Here is a 21,836-nt window from a genome sequence, read left to right as displayed (position 1 = left end):
GCAGACCGCGCAAGGCGCCAAACCTATGGAAACGACTATGGTTAACCCCGACAAGGGAGGAGAACTCCCGACAAATGCGCGCATGGAACTGGCCAACCGGCTGTTCTTCCGGCTCTACCAATGCGCAAATATGTTGCATAAAACGGGATCGCGAGCGGTCGAGGCGGAAGGCCTGACCACACAGCAGTGGGCCGTGCTGGGGGCGCTGTCACGTCCCGAAGCGGCCGAGGGTATGAGCGTGGGCGACCTGGCCCGCTACCTGATGGTGACCCGGCAGAACCTGTCCGGGCTGGTCGGCCGGATGGAACGCGACGGTCACGTGACGCTGGCGCCGGACGGCCGCGACCGCCGCTCACGGCTGGTACGGATGAGCAAGTCAGGACGCGAAGTGTGGCTGCACCAGGCGCAGCCAAAGATCCGCGACTACTACGAGCGCGCGCTGGATGGTTTCTCGACCAACGACCTGACCCACACGCTGCATTACCTGCTCAAGCTGCTGGACAACATGCGGGCGCTCGACACGCCCGACAGCGCGGACGGCGCCGGCACACAGGACTGAGCACACGCTGTATCGCGCCTGAAACATACCGGCGCGCCGCCACCGCCCGCAGCGCGGCCGCTGCCCGCAATGCGGCCTGCGGCGCCGACTGGCGCGCAATATGCGTGGGTACGAAGTTGCTCAGAGTCTTCGGTGCATGCCCGATAAGACACCATGCCATTCACGCCACGCGCCGAAGCCCTGAACCACTGCTCCGGCCGCCAGCGCCATGCGCACAAGCCGGGACGGCGTCCGATCCATCCTTACCGGAGATCCCGCCATGACTCGCTATATCGTGCTAGCCTGCTTTTCCGACCAGGGCATACGCAACGTCAAGGACACGACCAAACGCGCCGAAGCCGTGCGCGAGATGGGGGCGCGGATGGGCGTGCAGATGAAGGATATTTACTGGACGCTCGGCAAATACGACATCGTGCTGACCGTCGAAGCGCCCGACGACGCCACCATGACCAGCTTCGGGCTGACCATCGGCGCAGCCGGCAACGTGCGCACAGAAACGCTGCGCGCCTTCAATATCGATGAGATGAAGGACATCATCAGCAAGATGAGCTGAGTCCGACAGCACCTGGAAACTGGCGGCGCTGGCGCCAGCTTCCGTCCCTTGCGTGGGTTGATGACAGGCGGTGGCTTTGCTGACGGCCGTCACTTCGCTGAAATTCCCGGCCCTCACCCCAACCCTCTCCCGCAAGCGGGAGAGGGAGCACACAATCGGGATCGGACAGGTCAGCTGTTACACCGCCTCCAGGATCTGCCCCCCGCCATAGCTCGACTGCACCGGCGCCTCGCCACCCAGCGTCATGCTGATCGCGCAGTATTTGAACTCCGGGATCTTCCCGAACGGATCCAGCGCCGCATTGGTCAGCTTGTTGATCGCCGCCTCGTAGTAGCAGAACGGCACGAACACCGCGCCGCGCGGCGTGCCGGCATCGGCCCGCGCATAGAGCGTGACTTCGCCGCGCCGCGACGCCAGTGTGACCACGTCGCCCGGCTTGCCGCCGAGCGCGTCCAGGTCCAGCGGATGCACCAGCGCCACCGGATCCGGCTCGATCGCATCCAGCACACCCGCGCGGCGCGTCATGCTGCCGGTATGCCAGTGCTCGAGCTGGCGGCCCGTGATCAACACCATCGGATAGTCGGCATCGGGCCGTTCAGCGGCGGGGATGATGTCGGCCGGAACGAAACGGCCGCGGCCGGTGGCGGTCGGGAAGCTGTCGGTAAAGATCACCGGCTCGCCCGGGTCGCCTTCTTCCTTGCACGGGTAGGTCACGGCATGCTCGCGCTCGAGCCGCTCCCAGGTCACGCCGCCGATGCTGGGCATGGCCTGGCGCATTTCGTCGAACACATCCGCCACGCTGCCGTAGTGCCAGTCCAGGCCGAGCTGCGCCGCCATCTGCTGGATGATCCACAGGTCCTGGCGCGCCTGGCCCGGCGGGTTGAGGGCCTGCCTGCCGAGCTGCACGGTGCGGTCGGTGTTGGTGAAGGTGCCGGTCTTTTCCGGGAACGCCGAGGCCGGCAGCACCACGTCGGCAAGATAGGCGGTCTCCGTCAGGAAGATGTCCTGCACCACCAGGTGGTCCAGCGACGCCAGCGCTTCGCGCGCATGCTCGGCATCGGGGTCTGACATCGCCGGGTTTTCGCCCATGATGTACATGCCGCGCACCTCGCCGCGTTCGATCGCCTGCATCACCTCGACCACGGTCAGGCCCGGCTGGCGGTCCAGCGGCATGCCCCACAGCGCCTCGAAGCTTTCGATCGCGGACGGGTCGTCCACGCGGCGGTAGTCGGGATACATCATCGGGATCAGTCCTGCGTCGGACGCGCCCTGCACGTTGTTCTGCCCGCGCAGCGGATGCAGTCCGGTGCCGGGGCGGCCGATCTGGCCGGTCATCAGCGCCAGCGCGATCAGGCAGCGCGCGTTGTCGGTGCCGTGCACGTGCTGCGACACGCCCATGCCCCACAGGATCATCGACGCCTTCGAGGTCGCATAGAGCCGCGCGACTTCGCGGATGGTCTCGGCGTCGATCCCGCACACCGGCGCCATCAGTTCCGGACTGTATGCCGCCACATTGCGCTGCAGCTCGTCGAAGCCGATGGTGCGCTGGTCGATAAAGTCCTGGTCCACCAGGCCCTCTTCGACGATCACATGCATCATCGCATTGAGCAGCGCCACGTCGGCATCGGGCTTGAACTGCAGGAAGCGATGCGCAAAGCGCGCGAGGTCGGAGCGGCGCGGATCGGCCACGATCAGCTTGGTGCCGTTCTTCACCGCGTTCTTGATCCAGCTTGCCGCCACCGGGTGGTTCACGCTCGGATTGGCGCCGATCACGATCACGACCTCGGCCTTGTCGACGTCCATCACCGGGTTCGAGACCGCGCCCGAGCCGATGCCCTCCAGCAACGCCGCCACCGACGAGGCATGGCACAGCCGCGTGCAGTGATCGACGTTGTTGCTGCCAAACCCGGTGCGCACCAATTTCTGGAACAGGTAGGCCTCTTCATTGCTCCCCTTGGCCGAGCCAAACCCTGCCAGCGCGCGCTTGCCATGCGTGTCGCGGATCTGCGCGAGCTTGCCGCCGGCCAGCGCCAGCGCCTCTTCCCAGGTGGCTTCGCGGAACACGTCCATGACGCGGTCCGGGTCCATGACGAAGTCGCCGCGCTTGGGCGCGCCTTCGCGGCGCACCAGCGGCACCGTCAGCCGCTGCGGGTGCTGGACGTAGTCGAAGCCATAGCGGCCCTTCACGCACAGCCGCTGGTGGTTGGCCGGGCCGTCGCGCCCTTCCACGAACAGGATGCGATTGTCCTTGACGTTGTAGGTGAGCTGGCAGCCCACGCCGCAATACGGGCAGACCGAGTCCACCTGTTTGTCGGGCACGGCCAGCGCAGCGTCGCGCGCGGGCATCAGCGCGCCGGTGGGGCAGGCCTGCACGCATTCGCCGCAGGCCACGCAGGTGGAAGTGCCCATCGGGTCGTCCATGTCGAAAACGATGCGGGCGTCGTCGCCGCGCAGCGCCAGGCCGATCACGTCGTTGACCTGCTCGTCGCGGCAGGCGCGCAGGCAGCGGGTGCACTGGATGCAGGCATCCAGGTTGACGGCGATGGCCGGGTGCGACAGGTCCGCCGCCACGCGTTCGCGCGGCGCAAAGCGGGGCTTGCCGATGTCCAGCCTGGCGGCCCACTGGTCAAGCTCGTTGTTGCGGGTGTAGTCGGTCTCCGGCATGTCCGACTGCAGCAGCTCCAGCACGGTGCGCTGCGCACGGCGGGCACGCTCGGACTCGGTCTGTACCTGCATGCCTTCCGCGGGATAGCGGCAGCAGGACGGGGCCAGCACGCGCTCGCCCTGGATCTCGACCATGCAGGCGCGGCAGTTGCCGGCGGGCTCGAGGCCGTCCTTGTAGCACAGGTGCGGGACGTCGAAGCCTTCGCGCTGGGCCACCTTGAGCAGGCTTTCGCCGGGCTGCGCGCTCACTTCGCGGCCGTTCAGCGTGAAGGTGACGGCTGGCTCGGCGGATTCGACAAGCGCGCGTTCGGCGCGGGTCAGTGCGTTCATGTCTTTCTCTCAGGCCAGTTCGTGCGGGAAGTATTTGATCACGCAATCCACGGGATTGGGCGCGGCCTGCCCCAGCCCGCAGATCGATGCATCGCGCATCACCGCGGACAGGTCGTCCAGCGCGGCCAGGTCCCACTTCGGCTGCCTGATCAGGTCGAGCGTCTTGGCCGTGCCGGTACGGCAGGGCGTGCATTGCCCGCACGACTCATGCTTGAAGAAGTGCATCAGGTTGCGCGCTGCCTGCGTGGCGCTGTCCTGGTCGGACAGGATCACCACCGCGGCCGAGCCGATAAAGCAGCCGTAGGGCTGCAGCGTGTCGAAGTCCAGCGGGATATTGCCCATCGACGCCGGCAGGATGCCGCCGGACGCGCCGCCCGGCAGGTAGCCATAGAACGCGTGGCCATCGAGCATGCCGCCGCAGTATTCGTCGATCAGTTCGCGCACGGTGATGCCCGCCGGCGCCAGGTGCACCCCCGGCTTCCTGACGCGGCCGGACACCGAGAACGAACGCAGCCCCTTGCGCCCGTTGCGCCCCTGCGAGGCAAACCACTCGGCGCCCTTCTCGATGATGTCGCGCACCCAGTACAGGGTCTCGAAGTTGTGCTCCAGCGTGGGCCGGCCGAACAGGCCCACCTGCGCCACGTAGGGCGGGCGTAGCCGCGGCATGCCGCGCTTGCCTTCGATCGACTCGATCATGGCCGATTCTTCGCCGCAGATATACGCGCCCGCGCCGCGGCGCAGTTCGATCACCGGCAAGCCGGGGATCGGCGGATGTTCGTGCAGCCGGCGCAGTTCTTCGGCCAGCAGCGCGCGGCAGCCGGCGTACTCGTCGCGCAGGTAGATATAGATCGCCGACACGTTGACCACGGTCGCCGCGATCAGCATGCCTTCCAGGAAACGGTGCGGATCGCGCTCCAGGTAGACGCGGTCCTTGAAGGTGCCGGGCTCGCCCTCGTCGATATTGACGGCCATCAGCCGCGGCGCGGGCTCGTTCTGCACAATGCGCCATTTGCGCCCGGCCGGGAAGCCTGCGCCGCCCAGGCCGCGCAGGCCGGAAGCCTCCATCGTGCAGAGCACGGCGGCGGGGTCCAGGTCGCCGGCGGCGAGCGACTTCAGCAGGGCATAGCCGCCGCCTTCGCGGTAGGCGTCGTAATCGATATAGGGCTCGGGTTCGTGGCGCACGGCGTTGGCCTGCACCGCTGCACCGATGGCCTCGGCGGTCGCGCCATCGACCGGGTGCTGCCCGACCAGCGCTGCCGGTGCCTTTTCGCAGCGTCCGATGCAGGGGGCTGCGACCACGCGCACCTCGGTGCCAAGCAGCGCCGGCAGCTTGTCGATCAGCGCCTGCGCACCCGCCAGCTCGCAGGCGATGCCTTCGCACACGCGCACGGTCAGCGCGGGCGGCGGTGCGATCTCGCCGTCGGCGTCCTCGCGCACCACATCGAAGTGGTGGTAGAAGGTCGCTACCTCATACACTTCGGTCATCGACAGCCGCAGTTCGCTGGCCAGCGCCACCAGGTGCGGCAGGGCGAGCTGGCCGTAGCGGTCGTTGATGCAGTGCAGATGTTCGATCAGCAGGTCGCGCCGGCGGGGCATGTCGCCCAGCGCCACGCGCACTTCGGCCAGCGCGGCCGCGTCGACCTGCCGGCCCTTGGGCTGGCGGCGCTTGCGCTGCCGGCCGAGTCCCGTCGCCTCGAGGGGGATGACAACCTGGTTCATGGCGGTGCCTGGATTCTCGTTGTGAGGTTCGGATGTGCGATCAGGAAGGCGCCTTGCCGGGCCGCCCTCCTGTCGCGCTTTGTTGTTGTCGTATTGTGCTACCGGACGAGGCGGATGTGCAGGCATCGCAACCGCCGCGCCCGGGTGATGCCGGCGCCGGGGCGCCGCAAGGCTTTCTTCATCAGGTCAGCTCTTCCGGCACGGCACGGTAGCCCATCGGCGCCGAGGTATTGGCATGCACATACTTGCGGACATGGGCTTCGCGCATCGGCTTGAGCACGAACAGCGCCAGGATCGCCGACAGTGCAGCCATGCCGGAGGCGAGCATGAACACCGCATGCCAGTCGCCGGTGGCAGCCGTGATCACGCTGGAGAACGGCACCAGCAGCGCGGCCGTGCCCTTGGCGGTGTACAGCAAGCCGGCGTTGGTGGCGGCGAACTTCGGACCGAAAGTGTCGCCGCACGTGGCCGGGAACAGGCTGTAGATCTCACCCCAGGCGAAGAACACCACGCCCGTCAGGACCACGAAGGCAACCGGGTTGTGGCCATACCTGGACAGCAACAGGATACCCACGGCCTCTACCGCGAAGGCAAAGAACATGGTGCGCTCGCGGCCGATATGGTCCGAGATCCAGCCGAAGAACGGTCGGGTCAGGCCGTTGAGCACGCGGTCGATGGTCAGCGCGAAGGTCAGCGCGGGCAGCGTCAGGCCCAGGATCGATACCGGCGAGTCATGCAGGCCGAAGTCCTTGGCGATCGGGCCGAGCTGCGCGGTAGCCATCAGGCCGCCGGCGGCCATCATCACGAACATGCCGTACATGACCCAGAAGATCGGCGACTTCAGCACCTGGCGCGGCGTGGCGTTGTAGGTCGCCGCAGCCTTCAGCGTCGACTTGACCTCGCTCAGGATCTTGGCCGACGGCGGATACAGGGCCATCCCCAGCAGGAACACGATCAGGCCCTGTCCCAGGCCGAACCACAGGAAGGTGGCTTCATAGCCGGAGGTCTTGATCATGTTGGCGATCGGCACGACCGTCAGCGCCGAGCCGGCGCCGAACCCCGCCGCGGTAATCCCTGCCGCGAGCCCGCGTCGGTTGGGGAACCACTTCAGCGCATTGCCCACGCAAGTGCCATACACCGCGCCGGCGCCGATACCGCCGATGGCTGCAGCGAAGTAGAGCATCGGCAGCGACGATGCCACGGAGTTCAGCGCCCAGGCGACCGCGCACAGCAACCCGCCGCCCACCACCACCGGGCGCGGGCCGTATTTGTCGACCAGGTAGCCTTCGATCGGCACCAGCCAGGTTTCCGTAACCACGAAGATGGTGAACGCTACCTGGATGGCCGTGCGGCCCCAGTGGTACTTGTCATCGAGGGGTTCGACGAACAGCGTCCAGCCGTACTGCATGTTGGCGATCATCGCCATGCAGATCACGCCGAAGACCAGTTGCACCCACGGCGACGCAAAGCGCGACGTGGACTCCCGTTGCTGCAGTTCCATTGATGTCTCCTTCTAGCGGCAAGCCGCCGAGGTTGAAGATGGGCGCCTTGGGACGCCTCTGCGTGACTCTCTATCGAGAACAGCTAAGCCGCTCAAGTGCTATACGGTATGTGATATATCAGCTAAGTCAAGCATCTTCTCTGCGGCTCTGCAGCATGGAATGACCGGAAATGACGCCTGGCTGGCCGCTGTTGCAGTGCCAATCGTGCGCACGACGACTGACCAAAGCTGGCGGAGTCTTTGGAAATCAAGCAGTTGCCACGGCCACCCGCATCCCTCCGCCGGCGCCGAGGCCATCGCAAGAATGCCGGGGTTCGCGTCTCGGGAAAACCGGGGAAAACGGCCGGGTGGGGAAAGTCCCTAGATGCATACATCCCAGACATTGCGCTCCTGGGGAGGATGGAGAAGCGTCGATGACCCGGGCAGGAACCTGCCGGAGGCAATGGGATGCTGCGATCGGCTGGCGCGTGAAGAACGCAAGCGCCGAGGACAGCAAAGGGGAAGAGAGGAGTGGCGGCCGCAGGCTCGTTGAGCCCTGCCCTGGTCCGCGCGCTAATGCGTCAACCAGGGAGCTCGAACCGTGGATGACTGCAACAAGGGATGCCGGCCGCTACAGCCCTTGTCCGATGCGCCGTTCAGCGCGGATGGCGCCCGGCGCGCGAATCACGCATAGGCCAGTTCACCGGCGGCGGGCACGATGCGCGACTGACGTGCGCGTCCTACGCCATCGCTTTCCTGGTTCGAACCAAGACCGGCGAAGCGACCGTGTTCCTGCGCGGTCACCAGCACGTCCATCGGCAGGCGCGTTGCCAGCAGGATGGTCATGCTGACGCCGCCAGCGATCAGAAGCAGGCCAAGAACGAAGAGAAGAGCGACTTCCATTTAAAAACTCCAGTTGCGTTGTGATCAGGAGTTTTCATTATATGGTGCGCCGCAGTATGTGTAAATATCCTGTATGTGATATATCAGTAGAAGTTTTGCACCAATGCAACGGGATCAGGACGGATATGCCTGAATCGCTACACCAGCGTGGTTTCCCGCACGCCGGGTGTCTCCTTGTACTCCTGGCCGCGCAGCGCGTCCCAGATGGCCGCGGCATTCGGCTTCAGCGACCGGCTCTTGCGCCGCACCAGCATCACGGTGGAGGTCACCTGCGGCCGCAGGGGCCGCATCACTGCCGCCGGATTCAGGCACGCTGCCTGCGCACGCGAGGGCACCACGCCAATGCCCAGGCCAAGCGCCACCATGCCAAAGACCGCGGCGAAGTGTCCGAGCAATTGCAGTGAGTTGGTCCGCACGTGGTAGCTGCTGAGCGCCTTCTCCACCGCCGGCTGCACGCCGCATTGCTGGTCCAGCGTCAGCACGCTGGCATCGCTCAGGTCGCCCCAAGCCACCGCGTCGCGCATGGCCAGCGGATGCTGGGCCGGCAGCACCGCGTGATAGGAGTCGATGCACAGCGGCTCGTAATAGAGGTCGTCACCGGCGCGCGGATCGGTGGCGATGCCGAAATCGACCTCGCCGCTGCGCACGCTTTGCAGCACCGATTCCTGCGGCCGGTCCTTCACGTGGATGGCAATGGCCGGCCATGCCTCGCGGCAGCCAGCCAGCCACGCCGGCAGCGACATCGAGCTCAGCACCGGATCCGAGGCAATCTGCACCAGGCCCTGGCAGGGGCGGCAGGCGCTCTGGCTGTCGCGCAGGGTCTGCTCCACTTCCTCGACCAGGTGGCAGATGCGCTGCGACAGGTGCTGGCCGGCGTCGGTCAGCTCTACCTGCCGCGTGGTACGGTCGAACAGGCGCTGATCGATTTCCTCTTCCAGCTCGCGCACGCTGCGGCTGACCGCGGACTGGGTCAGGCCCAGCTCCGCGGCGGCGCGCGTAAAGCTCTTGTGCCGCGCCACCGCGGCAAAGGCCTTCAGTTGTGGCAGCGAGATATTCATGACCGCCCTCCCCGCCCGGCATCGGCGCGAAAGGTGGGCGGGATAGCATCAGGCATGGCGGGGCATCGTGGTGCAAGTGCCGTTCCGTTGGTTCCGGTCACGGTAGTCTCCTTGGTTGTCGTGGCTGTGGGCAGCCATCGTGGTATCGGTCGCGACGATGCGCCGGCGATGCCGCAGGCGCTGCGGCATGCAAATCCGGAATTGATGCTACTTGAATCTAAGATCAATACTGCATAAAGTTTTTTATCGTTTGCATTGACGATCGTTTATATATCGCACGGATCGAGGAAATGAAGAACGCCACGCTGCGCCAGCTCAAGGTCTTTGAAACCGTCGCCCGCCATATGAGCTTTTCGCGCGCCGCCGAGGAGCTGCACCTGACCCAGCCGGCGGTGTCGACGCAAGTGCGCCAGCTCGAACACCACGTCGGGCTGCCCTTGTTCGAGCAACTGGGCAAGAAGATCTACCTGACCCCGGCGGGCCACGAGATGCTGCACTACAGCCGCAGCATCATCCAGCAGTTCCGCGAGGCCGAGGACGCCATGTCGCAACTCAAGGGCATCTCAGGCGGGCGGCTCAACGTGGCAGTGATCAGCGCGGGGGACTACTTCTTCCCGCGGCTGCTGGCCGAGTTCATGGACCGCCACGATGGCGTGACGCTGAACCTCGCCGTTCATAACCGCGAGGAACTGCTGCACCAGCTCGCCGGCAACCTGACCGACCTGGCCGTGATGGTGCGCCCGCCCGAGGGCATGGACACCATCAACGAGGCCTTTGCCCCGCATCCGTATGTGATCGTTGCCGCGCCCAACCACCCGCTGGTCGGCCAGCGCAATATCCCGCTGGCTGCGCTGTCCGACGAAGCCTTTGTCTCGCGCGAGAAAGGCTCGGACACCTGGAATTCGATGCAGGAAGGCTTTGCGGGAAAGCTGTCCAATATGCGCATCGCGATGGAGATCAAGAGCACCGAGACCATCAAGCAGGCGGTGATCGCCAATATGGGCATCGCGTTCCTGTCGGCGCATACGGTCGGGCTGGAGCTTCAGGCTGGCAAACTCGCTGTGCTCGATATCGAGGGCTTTCCGGTGATGCTTAACTGGTACGTCGTGCATCGCAAGAACAAGCGGCTGCCCCCGGTGGCGCTGGCGTTCAAACAGTTCCTGATGGAGGAAGGCGCGGGGCTGATCGAGCGGATCACCGGGGTGAAGGGCATCATACGCCGCGGGGAAAAAGTATAAGAGGTAACCATTGCTGCTTTGAATGCGGCATCCCTCCTCCCAATGAGCCGCCGCCATCATCATCCTTGGACTTGCCGCGATTCTCGGTGAGTGATGATCGGCGTTCCCCGTCATATATAAACGATGATTTATGATTTCAGAATGAAACTTTAATTATCGTAAATCGTTCGCCGTCCCTATGCTTGTCTCAACCCCACCGCCACCAGCGTGCATCAAGGAGACAAGCATGAACCAGGTCCTGCAGGATAGCCGACCCGCCGCCATCACCGTCGGCACCGACAACCAACCGATTCCGCGAGACACCCAGCTCGCTGCCTACAACGCCGCCTTTATCGAACTGGACCTGAGCTTCCGCTGGGACGCCGCGATGTATGCATGGCTATGCGGCATCGAATGCGAGAAGGCGCGCGTCGCGCGCTATATCGAAGAGCACCACGCCCACCTGCTGGCGGCCTATGACGCCGCCTTCCTGAGCGAGCTGATCTTCCAGAAGAAGAATGAATACCTGCGCGCCGTCGGCAAGCTCAACTGAGCGGGCCTGACCGGTTCATGGCGAGGCGCGATGGCGGCCTCGCCATTCTTCTCAACTTGTCTTGGCCACCATCAGATAGAAGATCACCAGGAACGAGATCAGCGCCGGGACCCCAAGCGCGAACCACCACCAGAACAGGCGCCAGTACGCGCGCGGCAGTTGCGGCGCGGTGCATTCGAGCGCCACGTCGCGCATGCGCTTCTGCAGCCAGACCACCGGCAGCCAGCAGCCGATGGCAACGGCGTACAGCACCACCGACCACTTCAGCCACGGCGCCGACCACGAGAACCCTGCCATATGCACCAGCGCATAGCCGGTCAGCGGCTGCAGGATCGCGGTCGAAGCGGTGAAGATCCAGTCGGCGATCACCACCATGCGTGCGGTCGCGGCCACGGTGCGGACGTTGCGCGTGAGCGTGGCGCCGACCAGGTAGAAGGCGCTGCCGACGCCGGTGCCGAACAGGAAGGTGCTCGACAGGATATGGATCCATTTCAGCGTGATGTAGTCCATGCGCGCTCCTCGGTCAGATGCAGCCACCACAGCACCGCCAGCATCGGCAGGTTCTTGCTGAGCGGACCATACGGATGCAGCCAGTATTCCGGCAGGCGCACGCTGATGATGGCGGTGTAGCCGACGATCAGCGCCATCTGCGCTGCCCACAGCCAGCGCGGGCGCCGCGGCAGCACGCACAGCACGCCGAAGGCCAGGTCGAGCAGCGCCGCGCCGTACAGCGCCAATGGTTGCAAGGCTGCTGGCACGCCGGCGCGCGCGAGCAGCGCATAGCTGTCAGCCACGGGGTACAGCCCCAGCGAGACGATGGCGGTGATGATCCAGACCAATGCCAGGCTCCAGCGCAACACCGGATTGAACCAGCGCAGCAGCGCTTGCGCGCGCAACGCGCCGCGCAGCTCTGGTGGGATGAACTGCGACGTTGCGCGCGGCGCCCGGCCCAGCAGGCGTGTCAGCGGCCCAGCATCGGCCACGCTGCCCTGGTCTAGCATCGTCAGCGCATCGCGGCCGAGTACGCCGCCGGTAATGCGTTCGGCCAGCGGCATCATCGCGGCGGACAGCCCCCGGGGCAGCGGCAACACCCATGCGCGTCCGCGCAGGCCCAGTCCATGCCGCAATGCCTCCAGGTACGCAGCCAGCGGCAGCGGCTGCGGGCCGACCAGCGCCAGCCGGCCTGACGCCAATTGCGCAGCGGTGCCCCACGCCGCCAGCGCGGCCACGATCGCCTGCGCGACATCATCGACATGGACCGGCTGCACCGGCTGCCGGCCACCGCCCGGCAACGCCAGGCATGGCAGCGTGGCCAGTGCGCAGAACAGCCGCGCACTGGTGCCGTCGGCGCCAAATACCAGCGACGGCTGCAGCACCAGCGCATCGATGCCGAGGCCGATCAAATAGTCGTCCGCGGCGCGCTTGCTGCGATGGAAGTCGGTGACCGCGCGCTCGTCCGCGCCGAGCGCGGACATCTGGATCACCAGCCGCACGCCCTGCTGCGTGCACGCGGCAAACAGCGCCACCGGCGCGGCGCGGTGCAGCACGTCGAAGCGCTGCTCCGCGCTCTCGCGAAAGATGCCAACGAGATTGACCACGGCATCCACATCGCCCAGCAGCGGCGTCCAGTCCGCCTCAGTCGTCATCCGGGCGAAATCGACGGCACGATATTCGCTTGCCATGGCGGCATGGCCGCCATGCGGCGCTTCGGGTCCGGCCGGCGCGGGCACGCGTCGCACCCCCGCTATCACATGGAATCCTCCAGCCAGCATTGCAGCGCAGGCATGACGGCCGATAAAGCCGCCGGCACCGAGCACCAGCACGCGGTGGATGCGCTGGAAGTCGCCACCGTGCTGCGCCGCGCCGCGATCTCCGGCACTTGCGCCAGCCTGTTGTCCACCGGCATGCTGGCCTGCGGCGGCAGCGTCGACTGCGGCAGCGCTTTCGCGCCGGTCAATGCGGTCAGTCACTGGATCTGGGGCGAGCGTGCCATGCATGTCAACCGCCCGTCGTTCCGGCATACCGTGCTGGGCTACGTGATCCATCATGCGATGTCGGTGTTCTGGGCGGCCTTCTACGAGGGCGCGGTGGCGCGCCGCGGCCCACATGCCACGGCGCCCGCGCTGGTGCTGCACGGCCTTGCCATCGCGGGCATTGCCTGTTTCGTCGACCTGAAGTGCACGCCGCACCGCCTCACCCCTGGCTTCGAGCGCCGGCTGTCGCCGGGCATGCTGGCACTGGTCTACCTGGCCTTCGGCCTGGCTTTGCCGCTCGGTTCGCTGCTGGTGCGGCGCGCCACGCGGCGCCGGGACTGAAGCCTGGCCCGCCCTGCGCGTATCGATTCCATCGCTGCACGAAGCGCCAGTAATTTTCACATTCGCATCCCGGTTTTACCGCGCCGTGCGCGCCCGGACCGTGCCCGCGGCGCACATGCGTGCGCTGCGGCCCGGCCTTGTGCGCACCGGTGCAAGCTCCACGCCACCGTCCGCCTGCGCTTGCACGCCGGGCTGGAAGCGTTTGCGATGCGGGGCGCGTCCGATCCGCAGAGCGATCCGGCGACCGGCGCCGGACTCGGCTCGGCCGAAGGCGAAGCCGATGAAGGGGGGAAAGCCCGAAGCGCTGAGGTACGCTGGCGTCAGGCACTACGGCCGCAAGGCCATCAGCGTCATCGGACGGCAGCGGCCGCAGCGGTGGCGGCACGCGTTGCAGCGCCGCTCAGGTCTGTTCCTTGAGCTGGCTTTCCAGCTCCACCAGCCGCTTCTTCAGCGCCCGCTCCTCCTGGAAGCGCACGGTCTCGTCGCGGATCACGGCGACGATGCCAGTGATGGCGCCAGCGTCATCCTTGAGCAGCGCCACGGTGAAGGCGATCGACAGGGCCTTGCCTTCCTTGTCGACCGAGGGCACCTTGAGCAGGTCCTGGCCGTAGCGGGTAAGGCCGGTGGCCATGGTCTTGTCGTAGCCCTCCCAGTGCCGCCCGCGCAGGCGCTCCGGGATGATCAGGTCAAGCGACTGGCCCATGGCCTCGGCCTGGGTGTAGCCAAACAGGCGCTCGGCGGCGGGGTTCCACAGCGTGATGGCGCCCTTGGCGTCCGAGATGATGATGGCGTCGCCGATGACGGACACCAGTTGCGCGTAGTCGATCTGCTCTGGCATGGGGATTCCCTCTGTGTCGGTCATTGCCGGTTGGGGTGGTGCCATCAAGGTAGCGCGGCGCGCTGCCGCACTGCAAGCAAAAAACGCCGGGGCGACGCTTGCGCGCGGGCCCCGGCGTCCGCACCGGCACATGGCCGGCGGGTGGCGTCAGATCACCTGGGCCTCGCGCAGGCGCTGGATGTCTTCCGGGCCGTAGCCCAGGCCGGCCAGCACCTCTTCGCTATGCTCGCCCAGCAGCGGCGACCCGGTGATCTCCGGCTTCAGGTCGGAGAACTTGATCGGGCTGCCCACCGTCAGGTAGGTGCCACGCTCCTTGTGCGGCACCTCGGTGATGCTGCCGCTGGCGCGCAGCGACGGATCGGCGGCGATTTCCTTCATCGACAGCACCGGCGAGCACGGGATATCGAACTTGCGCAGGATGTCCACGGCCTCGTACTTGGTCTTGTCGGCCAGCCACTCCTCGATGGTATTGAAGATATCGAAGATATGCGGCTGGCGTGCCTTGGCGGTGGCGTAGTTGGGATCGGAAATCCATTCCGGCTTGCCCAGCGCCTTGCAGATCGGCTCCCAGGCATGGCCCTGGATAGTGAAGTAGATATAGGCGTTGGGATCGGTCTCCCAGCCCTTGCACTTCAGCACCCAGCCCGGCTGGCCGCCGCCGCCCGCGTTGCCGCCGCGCGGCACCACGTCGCTGAAGGTGCCGTGCGGGTACTGCGGGTACTCTTCCAGGAAGCCCAGGCGGTCCAGGCGCTGCTGATCGCGCAGCTTGACCCGGCACAGGTTGAGCACCGCGTCCTGCATCGACACGGCCACCTTCTGGCCCTTGCCGCTCTTGTCGCGGCCGATCAGCGCGGTGAGGATGCCGATGGCCAGGTGCATGCCGGTGTTGGAATCGCCCAGCGCCGCGGCGGACACCGTCGGCGGGCCATCCCAGAAGCCGGTGGTCGAGGCAGCGCCACCCGCGCACTGCGCCACGTTCTCGTAGACCTTCAGGTCTTCATAGTGGTGGCCGTCGCTGAAGCCCTTGACCGAGGCCACGATCATCTTCGGGTTCAGTTCATTGATGCGCTCCCACGAGAACCCCATGCGGTCCAGCGCGCCCGGGCCGAAGTTCTCGACCAGCACATCCGATTCGCGGATCAGCTGCTCCAGGATCTTCTTGCCTTCCGGCTTCTTGGTGTCCAGCGTCAGGCTGCGCTTGTTGGAGTTGAGCATGGTGAAGTACAGCGCATCGACATCCGGGATGTCGCGCAGCTGCGTGCGCGTGACATCGCCGGAACCGGGGCGCTCCACCTTGATGACGTCTGCGCCGAACCAAGCGAGAAGCTGCGTGCAGGCGGGCCCGGCCTGGACGTGCGTGAAGTCGATGATCTTGATGCCATTGAGCGGGAGGTTCACTTTCGTTCTCCTATTGGATCAGAGGGGTGAAATTCGGGTGAATTACTTCTTGGCCGAGCTTTGCGGATTCAGATTGGTCAGACGACCGCTTTCGGTGCCGGCAGCCGGGTCGATGACGGCATTGACCAGCGTGGGCTTGCCCGACCGCAGGGCTTCGTTCACCGCAGCCTCGAGTTCCGCCGGCGTGGTGACGTTGTGACCGACGCCACCGAACGCTTCCATCATCTTGTCGTAGCGCGCACCCTGGACGAACGTCGTGACCGCCGGATCCTTGCCGCCGGTCGGATTCACGTCGATACCCTTGTAGACGCCGTTATTGTTGAAAATGACGATGCAGACCGGCAGGTTGTAACGGCAGATCGTCTCGACTTCCATGCCGGAGAAACCGAACGCACTGTCGCCGCACAGCGCCAGCACCGGCTTGCTGGTCTCGACCGCCGCGGCGACCGCGTAGCCCATGCCCACGCCCATCACGCCCCAGGTGCCTACGTCCAGGCGCTTGCGCGGCTCGTACATGTCGATCACGGCACGGGCGTAGTCCAGCGTGTTGGCGCCTTCGTTGACGAACGAGATGCCCGGGTTGGCCTTGACCACATCCTTGAGCACGTTCAGCGCGCCATGGAAGTTCATCGGCGAGACATCCCTGGACTTGGCCAGGGTCTCGGCCATCTTCGCCAGGTTCGTGTCCTTACGGTCGGCCACTGCGTTCAGCCACTCGGCGCCCGGCCTGGCAAAGTCGTTGCCGATCTTGTCGAGCATCGCCGACACGCACGAACCAATGTCACCCACTACCGGCGCGGCAATGGCGACGTTGCTGTCCATCTCGGTCGCCGCGATGTCGATCTGGATGAATTGCTTCGGCTTGCCCCAGGTCTTGCCCTTGCCGTGCGACAGCAGCCAGTTCAGGCGGGCGCCGACCAGCATCACTACGTCAGCTTCAGCCAGCACGTACGAGCGTGCGGCCGAGGCCGATTGCGGGTGCGTATCGGGCAGCAGGCCCTTGGCCATCGACATCGGCAGGTACGGAATGCCCGTCTTCTCGACCAGCGTGCGGATATCCGCTTCGGCGCGTGCGTACGCGGCCCCCTTGCCCAGCAGGATCAGCGGGCGCCTGGCGTTCTTCAGCAGCGCGACGGCACGGTCGATCGAGTCCGGTGCAGGCAGTTGGCGCGGGGCCGGATCCACCACCTTGATCAGTGACTTGCGGCCCTTCTCGGCTCCCATCGACTGGCCCAGCAGCTTGGCCGGCAGGTCCAGGTACACACCGCCCGGACGGCCCGACACGGCGGCACGAATGGCACGCGCGACCCCGACACCAATGTCTTCAGCGTGCAGCACGCGGAAGGCAGCCTTGGCGTGCGGGCGGGCAATGGCCAGCTGGTCCATCTCTTCGTAGTCGCCCTGCTGCAGATCGACGATCTCGCGCTCGCTCGAGCCGCTGATGAGGATCATCGGGAAACAGTTGGTGGTCGCATGCGCCAGCGCCGTGAGCCCGTTCAGGAAGCCGGGCGCGGAGACGGTCAGGCAAACGCCCGGTTTCTGCGTGAGAAAGCCGGCAATCGCTGCTGCGTTGCCTGCGTTCTGCTCGTGACGGAAGCTGATGACGCGCATGCCGTTGGCCTGCGCCAGACGAGCCAGATCGGTGACCGGAATGCCGGGCAAGCCGTAGATGTTTTCGATGCCGTTCAGCTTCAGCGCGTCAATGACCAGATGAAAACCATCGGTTTGTGCCTGATGTTCTTCTGCGGCGTGACGCTGCAACTCGTTTCCGACTTCTGCCATGGTTGCTTCCTTCTAGACAAATTGACTGGGTTGGAATTTTTCTATTCCAGGGTGTCTTCCGCGGTGGTGCTCCCGGCCCGCTTCGCTACGACTTCGGACATGCTTGGTCTCCTCCTTGACTCTGCTTGCCGGGCTCAGGTCCTTTGCCTCTCGCCCGCTGTTGGTACCCCGTTTGCCTTGCGGCGCCCGATCGTTTTTCGCTGATCTTGATGACATACGGTATGTGATATATCAGAACGACGCAAGGAGAATCTCCCCTGATTCTTCAAACTTTCGTCGGTGCGGTGCAGCAATCTTGTAAGCAACTGCCGCTAAATCAGCGTAATTTCTGAATTCACGGGATTCATGCTCGCGCAGCACAGGTTTCCCCAGATGAGGGCATCGGCCGAAGCTGAGGGAAACTTGCTTAGATATACTACATACCAAATAACCAGCGACAATTTGCCTTGCTGGAACAGTTGGCACCGCCGACACCAGACCGGCGAGGTTCACGGATGAATGTGTGGATTGATGCTAACCGAAGCTAAATCTGGCCTGGCTTAAAGTTTTTTATCGTGTGCATTCACGACCATTTATAGATCGCCGCACTCGCATCCATTGGCAAGCGGGACGCGCGCGGAGCGCGCCCGCTGCGCGTGCCACCGCTCAGGCCGGCGCCTCCTCCAACTGCCGCAGCAAGGCGTCCACGCTGCCCTTGGCATCGCCGAACCACATCCGCGTGTTGTCCTTGTAGAACAGCGGGTTGTCGACCCCGGCATACCCGGCCGCCATGCTGCGCTTGGACACCACCACGGTCCTCGCCTTCCACACCTCCAGCACCGGCATGCCGGCAATGGGGCTGGCCGGGTCCTCCAGCGCGCCGGGGTTCACGATATCGTTGGCGCCCACCACCAGCACCACATCGGCCTTGTCGAAATCGTCGTTGATCTCTTCCATTTCCAGCACGATGTCGTACGGCACCCGCGCCTCGGCCAGCAGCACGTTCATATGCCCCGGCAAGCGCCCCGCCACGGGGTGGATGCCAAACCGGACATTGACCCCCTGCGCCCGCAGGCGCCGCGCGATCTCGCTGATGGTGCCCTGCGCCTGCGCCACCGCCATGCCGTAGCCCGGTACGATGATGACGTCGCTGGCGTCCCTGAGCAGGCTCCCGACCTCTTCGCTCGATACCGGCAGTACCTCGCCCTGCTCTGTCGCCGCACCCTGCGCCTGCACCGCGCCAAAGCCGCCCAGGATCACTGACAGGAACTTGCGGTTCATCGCCTTGCACATGATGTAGCTGAGTATGGCGCCGCTCGATCCCACCAGCGCGCCGGTGATGATCAGCAGGTCGTTGCCCAGCATGAAGCCGGTGGCCGCGGCGGCCCAGCCGGAATAGCTGTTGAGCATCGACACCACCACCGGCATGTCGGCGCCGCCGATCGCCAGCACCAGGTGCGCGCCCACCAGCAGCGCGATCGCCGTCATCACCGCCAAGGGCACCAGTCCCTGCTGCACATCGGGCGCGCCGAGAAAGGCGTAACCCAGCCACACGCACACCAGCAGCGCGCCGGCATTGAGCACGTGCCGGCCGGGCAGCAGCATCGGCTTGCCGCCCATGGTGCCCTGCAGCTTCAGGAAGGCGATGATCGATCCGGTGAAGGTGACCGCGCCGATCAGGATGCCGAGGTAGGTCTCCACCTGATGGATCGCCTTCTCCGCGCCCGACAGCGTGGTCGGCTCCAGGTAGCTGGCGTAGCCCACCAGCACCGCCGCCAGCCCGACGAAACTGTGCAGCACCGCGACGAGCTGCGGCATCTGCGTCATCTCCACGCGCTTTGCCAGCACCGCGCCGGCAATGCCGCCCGCCAGCATCGCGCCGATGACGATGGCGATGCCGTCGGGGCTGCCGGCCAGCACCGTGGTGAGCACCGCGATCACCATGCCGGCGATGCCCAGCAGGTTGCCGCGTTTCGCGGTGGCGGGATGGCTCAGGCCGCTCAGGCTGAGGATAAAGAGCGCGCTGGCGCCAAGGTAAGCGATATTGCTGATTCCGGATGGCATGGCGGTCTCCTAGTCTCTCTGGAACATCTTCAGCATGCGTTGCGTGACCAGGAACCCGCCCGCGATATTGATGGTGGCGACCAGCACCGCGACGCCGGCGATCACCGCGGTCAGCAGCGACGGTTTGCCGAGCTGCACCAGCGCCCCCACCACGATGATCCCGCTGATGGCGTTGGTCACGCTCATCAGCGGCGTATGCAGCGCGGCGGTGACGTTCCACACTACCTGGTAGCCGACGAAGATCGCCAGCACGAACACCGTGAAATGCGCCATGAAGGCCGGCGGCGCGACCGCGCCGAGCCCTAGCAGCGCTGCCGCCGCAAGCGCCAGCGCAACCATCGTCACGCCGGTGCGGCGCGGCGGCGGTGCGGCTTCAGCCTGCACCGCAGGCGTCGCGGCCGGGGCCTGCTGTTGCGGGATGGCCACCGTCAGCGGCGGCGGTGGCCAGGTCACCGCACCCTGGTGCAGTACCGTGGCGCCGCGGATCATCTCGTCGTCCATATCGACCACGAGCTGCCCGTCCTTGCCCGGCGTCAGCTCGGCCAGCAGGTGGCGGATATTGGTGGCGTAGAGCTGGCTCGCCTGCGCCGCCATGCGGCTGGGCAGATCGGTATAGCCGATGAGCGTCACGCCGTTGCGGCGTACCGATTCTCCCGGCACGGTCAGCACGCAGTTGCCGCCCTGCTCCGCCGCGAGATCGACCACCACGCTGCCGGCGCGCATCAGCCCGACGGTATCGGCCTGCAGCAGCTTTGGCGCGGGCTTGCCCGGAATCAGCGCGGTGGTGATGATGATGTCGACCTCGCGCGCCTGCTCGGCAAAGAGGCGCATCTCCGCCTCGATAAACGCGGGGCTCATCTCCTTGGCGTAGCCGCCGCTGCCGCTGCCGTCTTCCTCGATCTCGACGGTCAGGAACTCGGCGCCCACGCTTTCGATCTGCTGGCGCACCACCGGCCGCGTATCGAAGGCGCGCACCACCGCGCCCAGGCTGCGCGCCGCACCCATCGCAGCCAGGCCCGCCACGCCCGCCCCGATCACCAGCACGCGCGCCGGCGGGATCTTGCCCGCGGCGGTGATCTGCCCGGCAAAGGGCCGGCCGAAGGCATGCGCGGCCTCGATCACCGCGCGGTAGCCCGCCATATTGGCCATCGAGCTGAGCGCATCCAGCTTTTGCGCGCGCGAGATGCGCGGCACGCAATCCATCGCCAGCACGGTGGCGCCGCGCTGCGACAGCCGCTCCAGCAGCGCCATCTGCTGCGCCGGCCAGACAAAGCCGATCAGCGCGGCATGCTTCTTCAGCAGCGCCGCCTCTTCCACGCCAAGACCGGGATGGACCTGCGGCGGCCGTACCTTGATCACCACGTCGACCGACGCCCACAGGCTGGCCGCGTCGACGATGGCCGCGCCCGCCTTGCGATAGTCATCGTCGGAGAACGACGCCTCCTGGCCCGCGCCGGTCTCTACCGCCACCTGGTAGCCGAGCTTGAGCAGTTCCCTGACCGATTCCGGGGTGGCGGCTACGCGCCGCTCTCCCGGATGGACCTCGCGTGGCACACCGATCGTCATTGGCATGGCATCCCCCGTCCCTGTTTGTGCGTGCGGATGGCGTTCAGCCGCGCACGTGGTTGACCAGCGAGCCGATCCCCGCGATCGCCACCTCCACGACCGCGCCGTCCTTCATCGAGCCCACGCCGAGCGAAGTGCCGCATGCGATCACATCGCCCGGCATCAGCGTCAGGTCCTGCGAGATGCGGCTGACCTGCTCTTGCGGCGAGAAGACCATGTCCGACAACGGGTAGTTCTGCCGCTCCACGCCGTCCAGGCGCGTCACCACGCTGGCCGCCTTCCAGTCGAAGCCGGTCACGATGGCCGGGCCGATGCAGCCGAAGGTGTCGAAGCCCTTGGCACGCGTCCACTGCGGGAAATTGGGGTCTGCAGTGATCAGTTCGGCCGCCGTCACGTCGTTGACGATGGTGTAGCCGAAGATATGTGCGCCGGCTTCCGCCACCGATACATTGCGTGCCTTCTTGCCGATGACGATGCCGAGCTCGCCTTCATAGACGATCTTGCCGTCATAGCTCTTGGGCCGCTGCACCGCGTCGCCAGGCCCGGCCAGCGACGACGCCGGCTTGATCAGGAACAGCGGGTGCGTGGGCACGGCCTTTTCCAGCTTGCGCGCGAGCGCGTGGAAGTTGTTCCACAGCGCCACCACCTTGCCGGGCTCGCAGGGCGCCACCAGCGTCAGGGACGCGCGCTCATGCACGGCGCCGGTGGGCTCGGGGTCAGTGAAGCCATCGCCGTCGTATTCGATAACACGGCTGCCATCGGGTCCGTCGATGCGGCCATGGCCGATGCCGCCATTCGGGCGGCGAAAGCGTATCCAGGTTTGCACAGCGTGCTCCTTGCGCAGGCAAGCAGAAGCCC

18 protein-coding genes are annotated in these 21,836 nt (G+C 65.9%); 5 read left to right on the top strand and 13 right to left on the bottom strand.

What is annotated here, in order from left to right; all coding sequences use genetic code 11:
* The first annotated feature begins 37 nt into the window (after window positions 1-37).
* The gene (locus AB1I47_RS10315) at window positions 38-559 is read left to right on the top strand and encodes a MarR family winged helix-turn-helix transcriptional regulator (RefSeq protein ID WP_354683689.1); all 522 of its coding nucleotides are present in this window, start codon (window positions 38-40) and stop codon (window positions 557-559) included.
* 259 nt (window positions 560-818) lie between these two features.
* Entirely contained in the window at window positions 819-1,112 is a 294-nt protein-coding gene (locus tag AB1I47_RS10310) for a GYD domain-containing protein (protein WP_354683652.1), read from the top strand.
* A 177-nt stretch (window positions 1,113-1,289) separates the two neighbouring features.
* Here AB1I47_RS10310 and fdhF read toward each other — a convergent pair whose 3' ends face one another.
* From fdhF to AB1I47_RS10285, 5 genes are all read right to left on the bottom strand, one after another.
* Complete coding sequence (fdhF, locus tag AB1I47_RS10305; RefSeq protein ID WP_354683651.1) at window positions 1,290-4,106, bottom strand: formate dehydrogenase subunit alpha; 2,817 nt, start codon at window positions 4,104-4,106, stop codon at window positions 1,290-1,292.
* Window positions 4,107-4,115: 9 nt separating this feature from the next.
* Window positions 4,116-5,825 carry an NADH-ubiquinone oxidoreductase-F iron-sulfur binding region domain-containing protein gene (locus AB1I47_RS10300; RefSeq protein ID WP_354683650.1) on the bottom strand — a complete coding sequence of 570 codons (1,710 nt, stop codon included), beginning with the start codon at window positions 5,823-5,825 and terminating at the stop codon, window positions 4,116-4,118.
* Window positions 5,826-6,006: 181 nt separating this feature from the next.
* Window positions 6,007-7,326 (bottom strand): oxalate/formate MFS antiporter, encoded by a 1,320-nt coding sequence (oxlT, locus tag AB1I47_RS10295; RefSeq protein ID WP_354683649.1) that lies wholly within the window; start codon window positions 7,324-7,326, stop codon window positions 6,007-6,009.
* 663 nt (window positions 7,327-7,989) lie between these two features.
* Window positions 7,990-8,208 carry a hypothetical protein gene (locus tag AB1I47_RS10290; RefSeq protein WP_354683648.1) on the bottom strand — a complete coding sequence of 73 codons (219 nt, stop codon included), beginning with the start codon at window positions 8,206-8,208 and terminating at the stop codon, window positions 7,990-7,992.
* 137 nt (window positions 8,209-8,345) lie between these two features.
* The gene (locus tag AB1I47_RS10285; protein ID WP_354683647.1) at window positions 8,346-9,266 is read right to left on the bottom strand and encodes a LysR family transcriptional regulator; all 921 of its coding nucleotides are present in this window, start codon (window positions 9,264-9,266) and stop codon (window positions 8,346-8,348) included.
* A gap of 290 nt (window positions 9,267-9,556) precedes the next feature.
* Between AB1I47_RS10285 and AB1I47_RS10280 the strand changes: the two genes are divergently transcribed.
* The gene (locus AB1I47_RS10280) at window positions 9,557-10,504 is read left to right on the top strand and encodes a LysR family transcriptional regulator (RefSeq protein ID WP_354683646.1); all 948 of its coding nucleotides are present in this window, start codon (window positions 9,557-9,559) and stop codon (window positions 10,502-10,504) included.
* A 226-nt stretch (window positions 10,505-10,730) separates the two neighbouring features.
* The gene (locus AB1I47_RS10275) at window positions 10,731-11,036 is read left to right on the top strand and encodes an HAD family hydrolase (protein ID WP_354683645.1); all 306 of its coding nucleotides are present in this window, start codon (window positions 10,731-10,733) and stop codon (window positions 11,034-11,036) included.
* 51 nt (window positions 11,037-11,087) lie between these two features.
* On the opposite strand, the gene AB1I47_RS10270 is transcribed toward AB1I47_RS10275, so the two are convergent.
* Both AB1I47_RS10270 and AB1I47_RS10265 read right to left on the bottom strand, forming a co-directional pair.
* A complete protein-coding gene (locus tag AB1I47_RS10270) occupies window positions 11,088-11,546 on the bottom strand; it encodes a DUF2269 family protein (RefSeq protein ID WP_354683644.1) in 459 nt (152 codons plus the stop codon).
* On the bottom strand, window positions 11,528-12,808 hold the full coding sequence (locus AB1I47_RS10265; RefSeq protein ID WP_354683688.1) for an SDR family oxidoreductase: 1,281 nt from the start codon (window positions 12,806-12,808) through the stop codon (window positions 11,528-11,530). Before AB1I47_RS10265 ends, AB1I47_RS10270 begins: the two co-directional genes overlap by 19 nt.
* 12 nt (window positions 12,809-12,820) lie before the next feature.
* Between AB1I47_RS10265 and AB1I47_RS10260 the strand changes: the two genes are divergently transcribed.
* Complete coding sequence (locus AB1I47_RS10260; protein ID WP_354683643.1) at window positions 12,821-13,351, top strand: hypothetical protein; 531 nt, start codon at window positions 12,821-12,823, stop codon at window positions 13,349-13,351.
* Between the two features lie 400 nt (window positions 13,352-13,751).
* Here the strand turns inward: AB1I47_RS10260 and AB1I47_RS10255 are convergent, their stop codons facing one another.
* The 6 genes from AB1I47_RS10255 to AB1I47_RS10230 all read right to left on the bottom strand — a co-directional run bounded on the left by AB1I47_RS10255 (window position 13,752) and on the right by AB1I47_RS10230 (window position 21,804).
* Window positions 13,752-14,189, bottom strand: a complete 438-nt coding sequence (locus tag AB1I47_RS10255) for a PAS domain-containing protein (protein ID WP_354683642.1) — start codon at window positions 14,187-14,189, stop codon at window positions 13,752-13,754.
* 147 nt (window positions 14,190-14,336) lie between these two features.
* Window positions 14,337-15,587 carry a formyl-CoA transferase gene (frc, locus tag AB1I47_RS10250; RefSeq protein WP_354683641.1) on the bottom strand — a complete coding sequence of 417 codons (1,251 nt, stop codon included), beginning with the start codon at window positions 15,585-15,587 and terminating at the stop codon, window positions 14,337-14,339.
* Between the two features lie 42 nt (window positions 15,588-15,629).
* Window positions 15,630-17,369 carry an oxalyl-CoA decarboxylase gene (oxc, locus tag AB1I47_RS10245; RefSeq protein ID WP_354683640.1) on the bottom strand — a complete coding sequence of 580 codons (1,740 nt, stop codon included), beginning with the start codon at window positions 17,367-17,369 and terminating at the stop codon, window positions 15,630-15,632.
* 645 nt (window positions 17,370-18,014) lie between these two features.
* Entirely contained in the window at window positions 18,015-19,412 is a 1,398-nt protein-coding gene (locus tag AB1I47_RS10240; RefSeq protein WP_354683639.1) for an NAD(P)(+) transhydrogenase (Re/Si-specific) subunit beta, read from the bottom strand.
* 9 nt (window positions 19,413-19,421) lie between these two features.
* The gene (locus AB1I47_RS10235; RefSeq protein ID WP_354683638.1) at window positions 19,422-20,984 is read right to left on the bottom strand and encodes a Re/Si-specific NAD(P)(+) transhydrogenase subunit alpha; all 1,563 of its coding nucleotides are present in this window, start codon (window positions 20,982-20,984) and stop codon (window positions 19,422-19,424) included.
* A 37-nt stretch (window positions 20,985-21,021) separates the two neighbouring features.
* Window positions 21,022-21,804, bottom strand: a complete 783-nt coding sequence (locus AB1I47_RS10230) for a fumarylacetoacetate hydrolase family protein (protein ID WP_354683637.1) — start codon at window positions 21,802-21,804, stop codon at window positions 21,022-21,024.
* Window positions 21,805-21,836 lie beyond the last annotated feature (32 nt).

The sequence above is a fragment of the Cupriavidus necator genome (assembly GCF_040578825.1).
GTDB classification, from domain to species: domain Bacteria; phylum Pseudomonadota; class Gammaproteobacteria; order Burkholderiales; family Burkholderiaceae; genus Cupriavidus; species Cupriavidus necator_E.
This window is presented reverse-complemented; position numbering and strand designations above follow the sequence as displayed.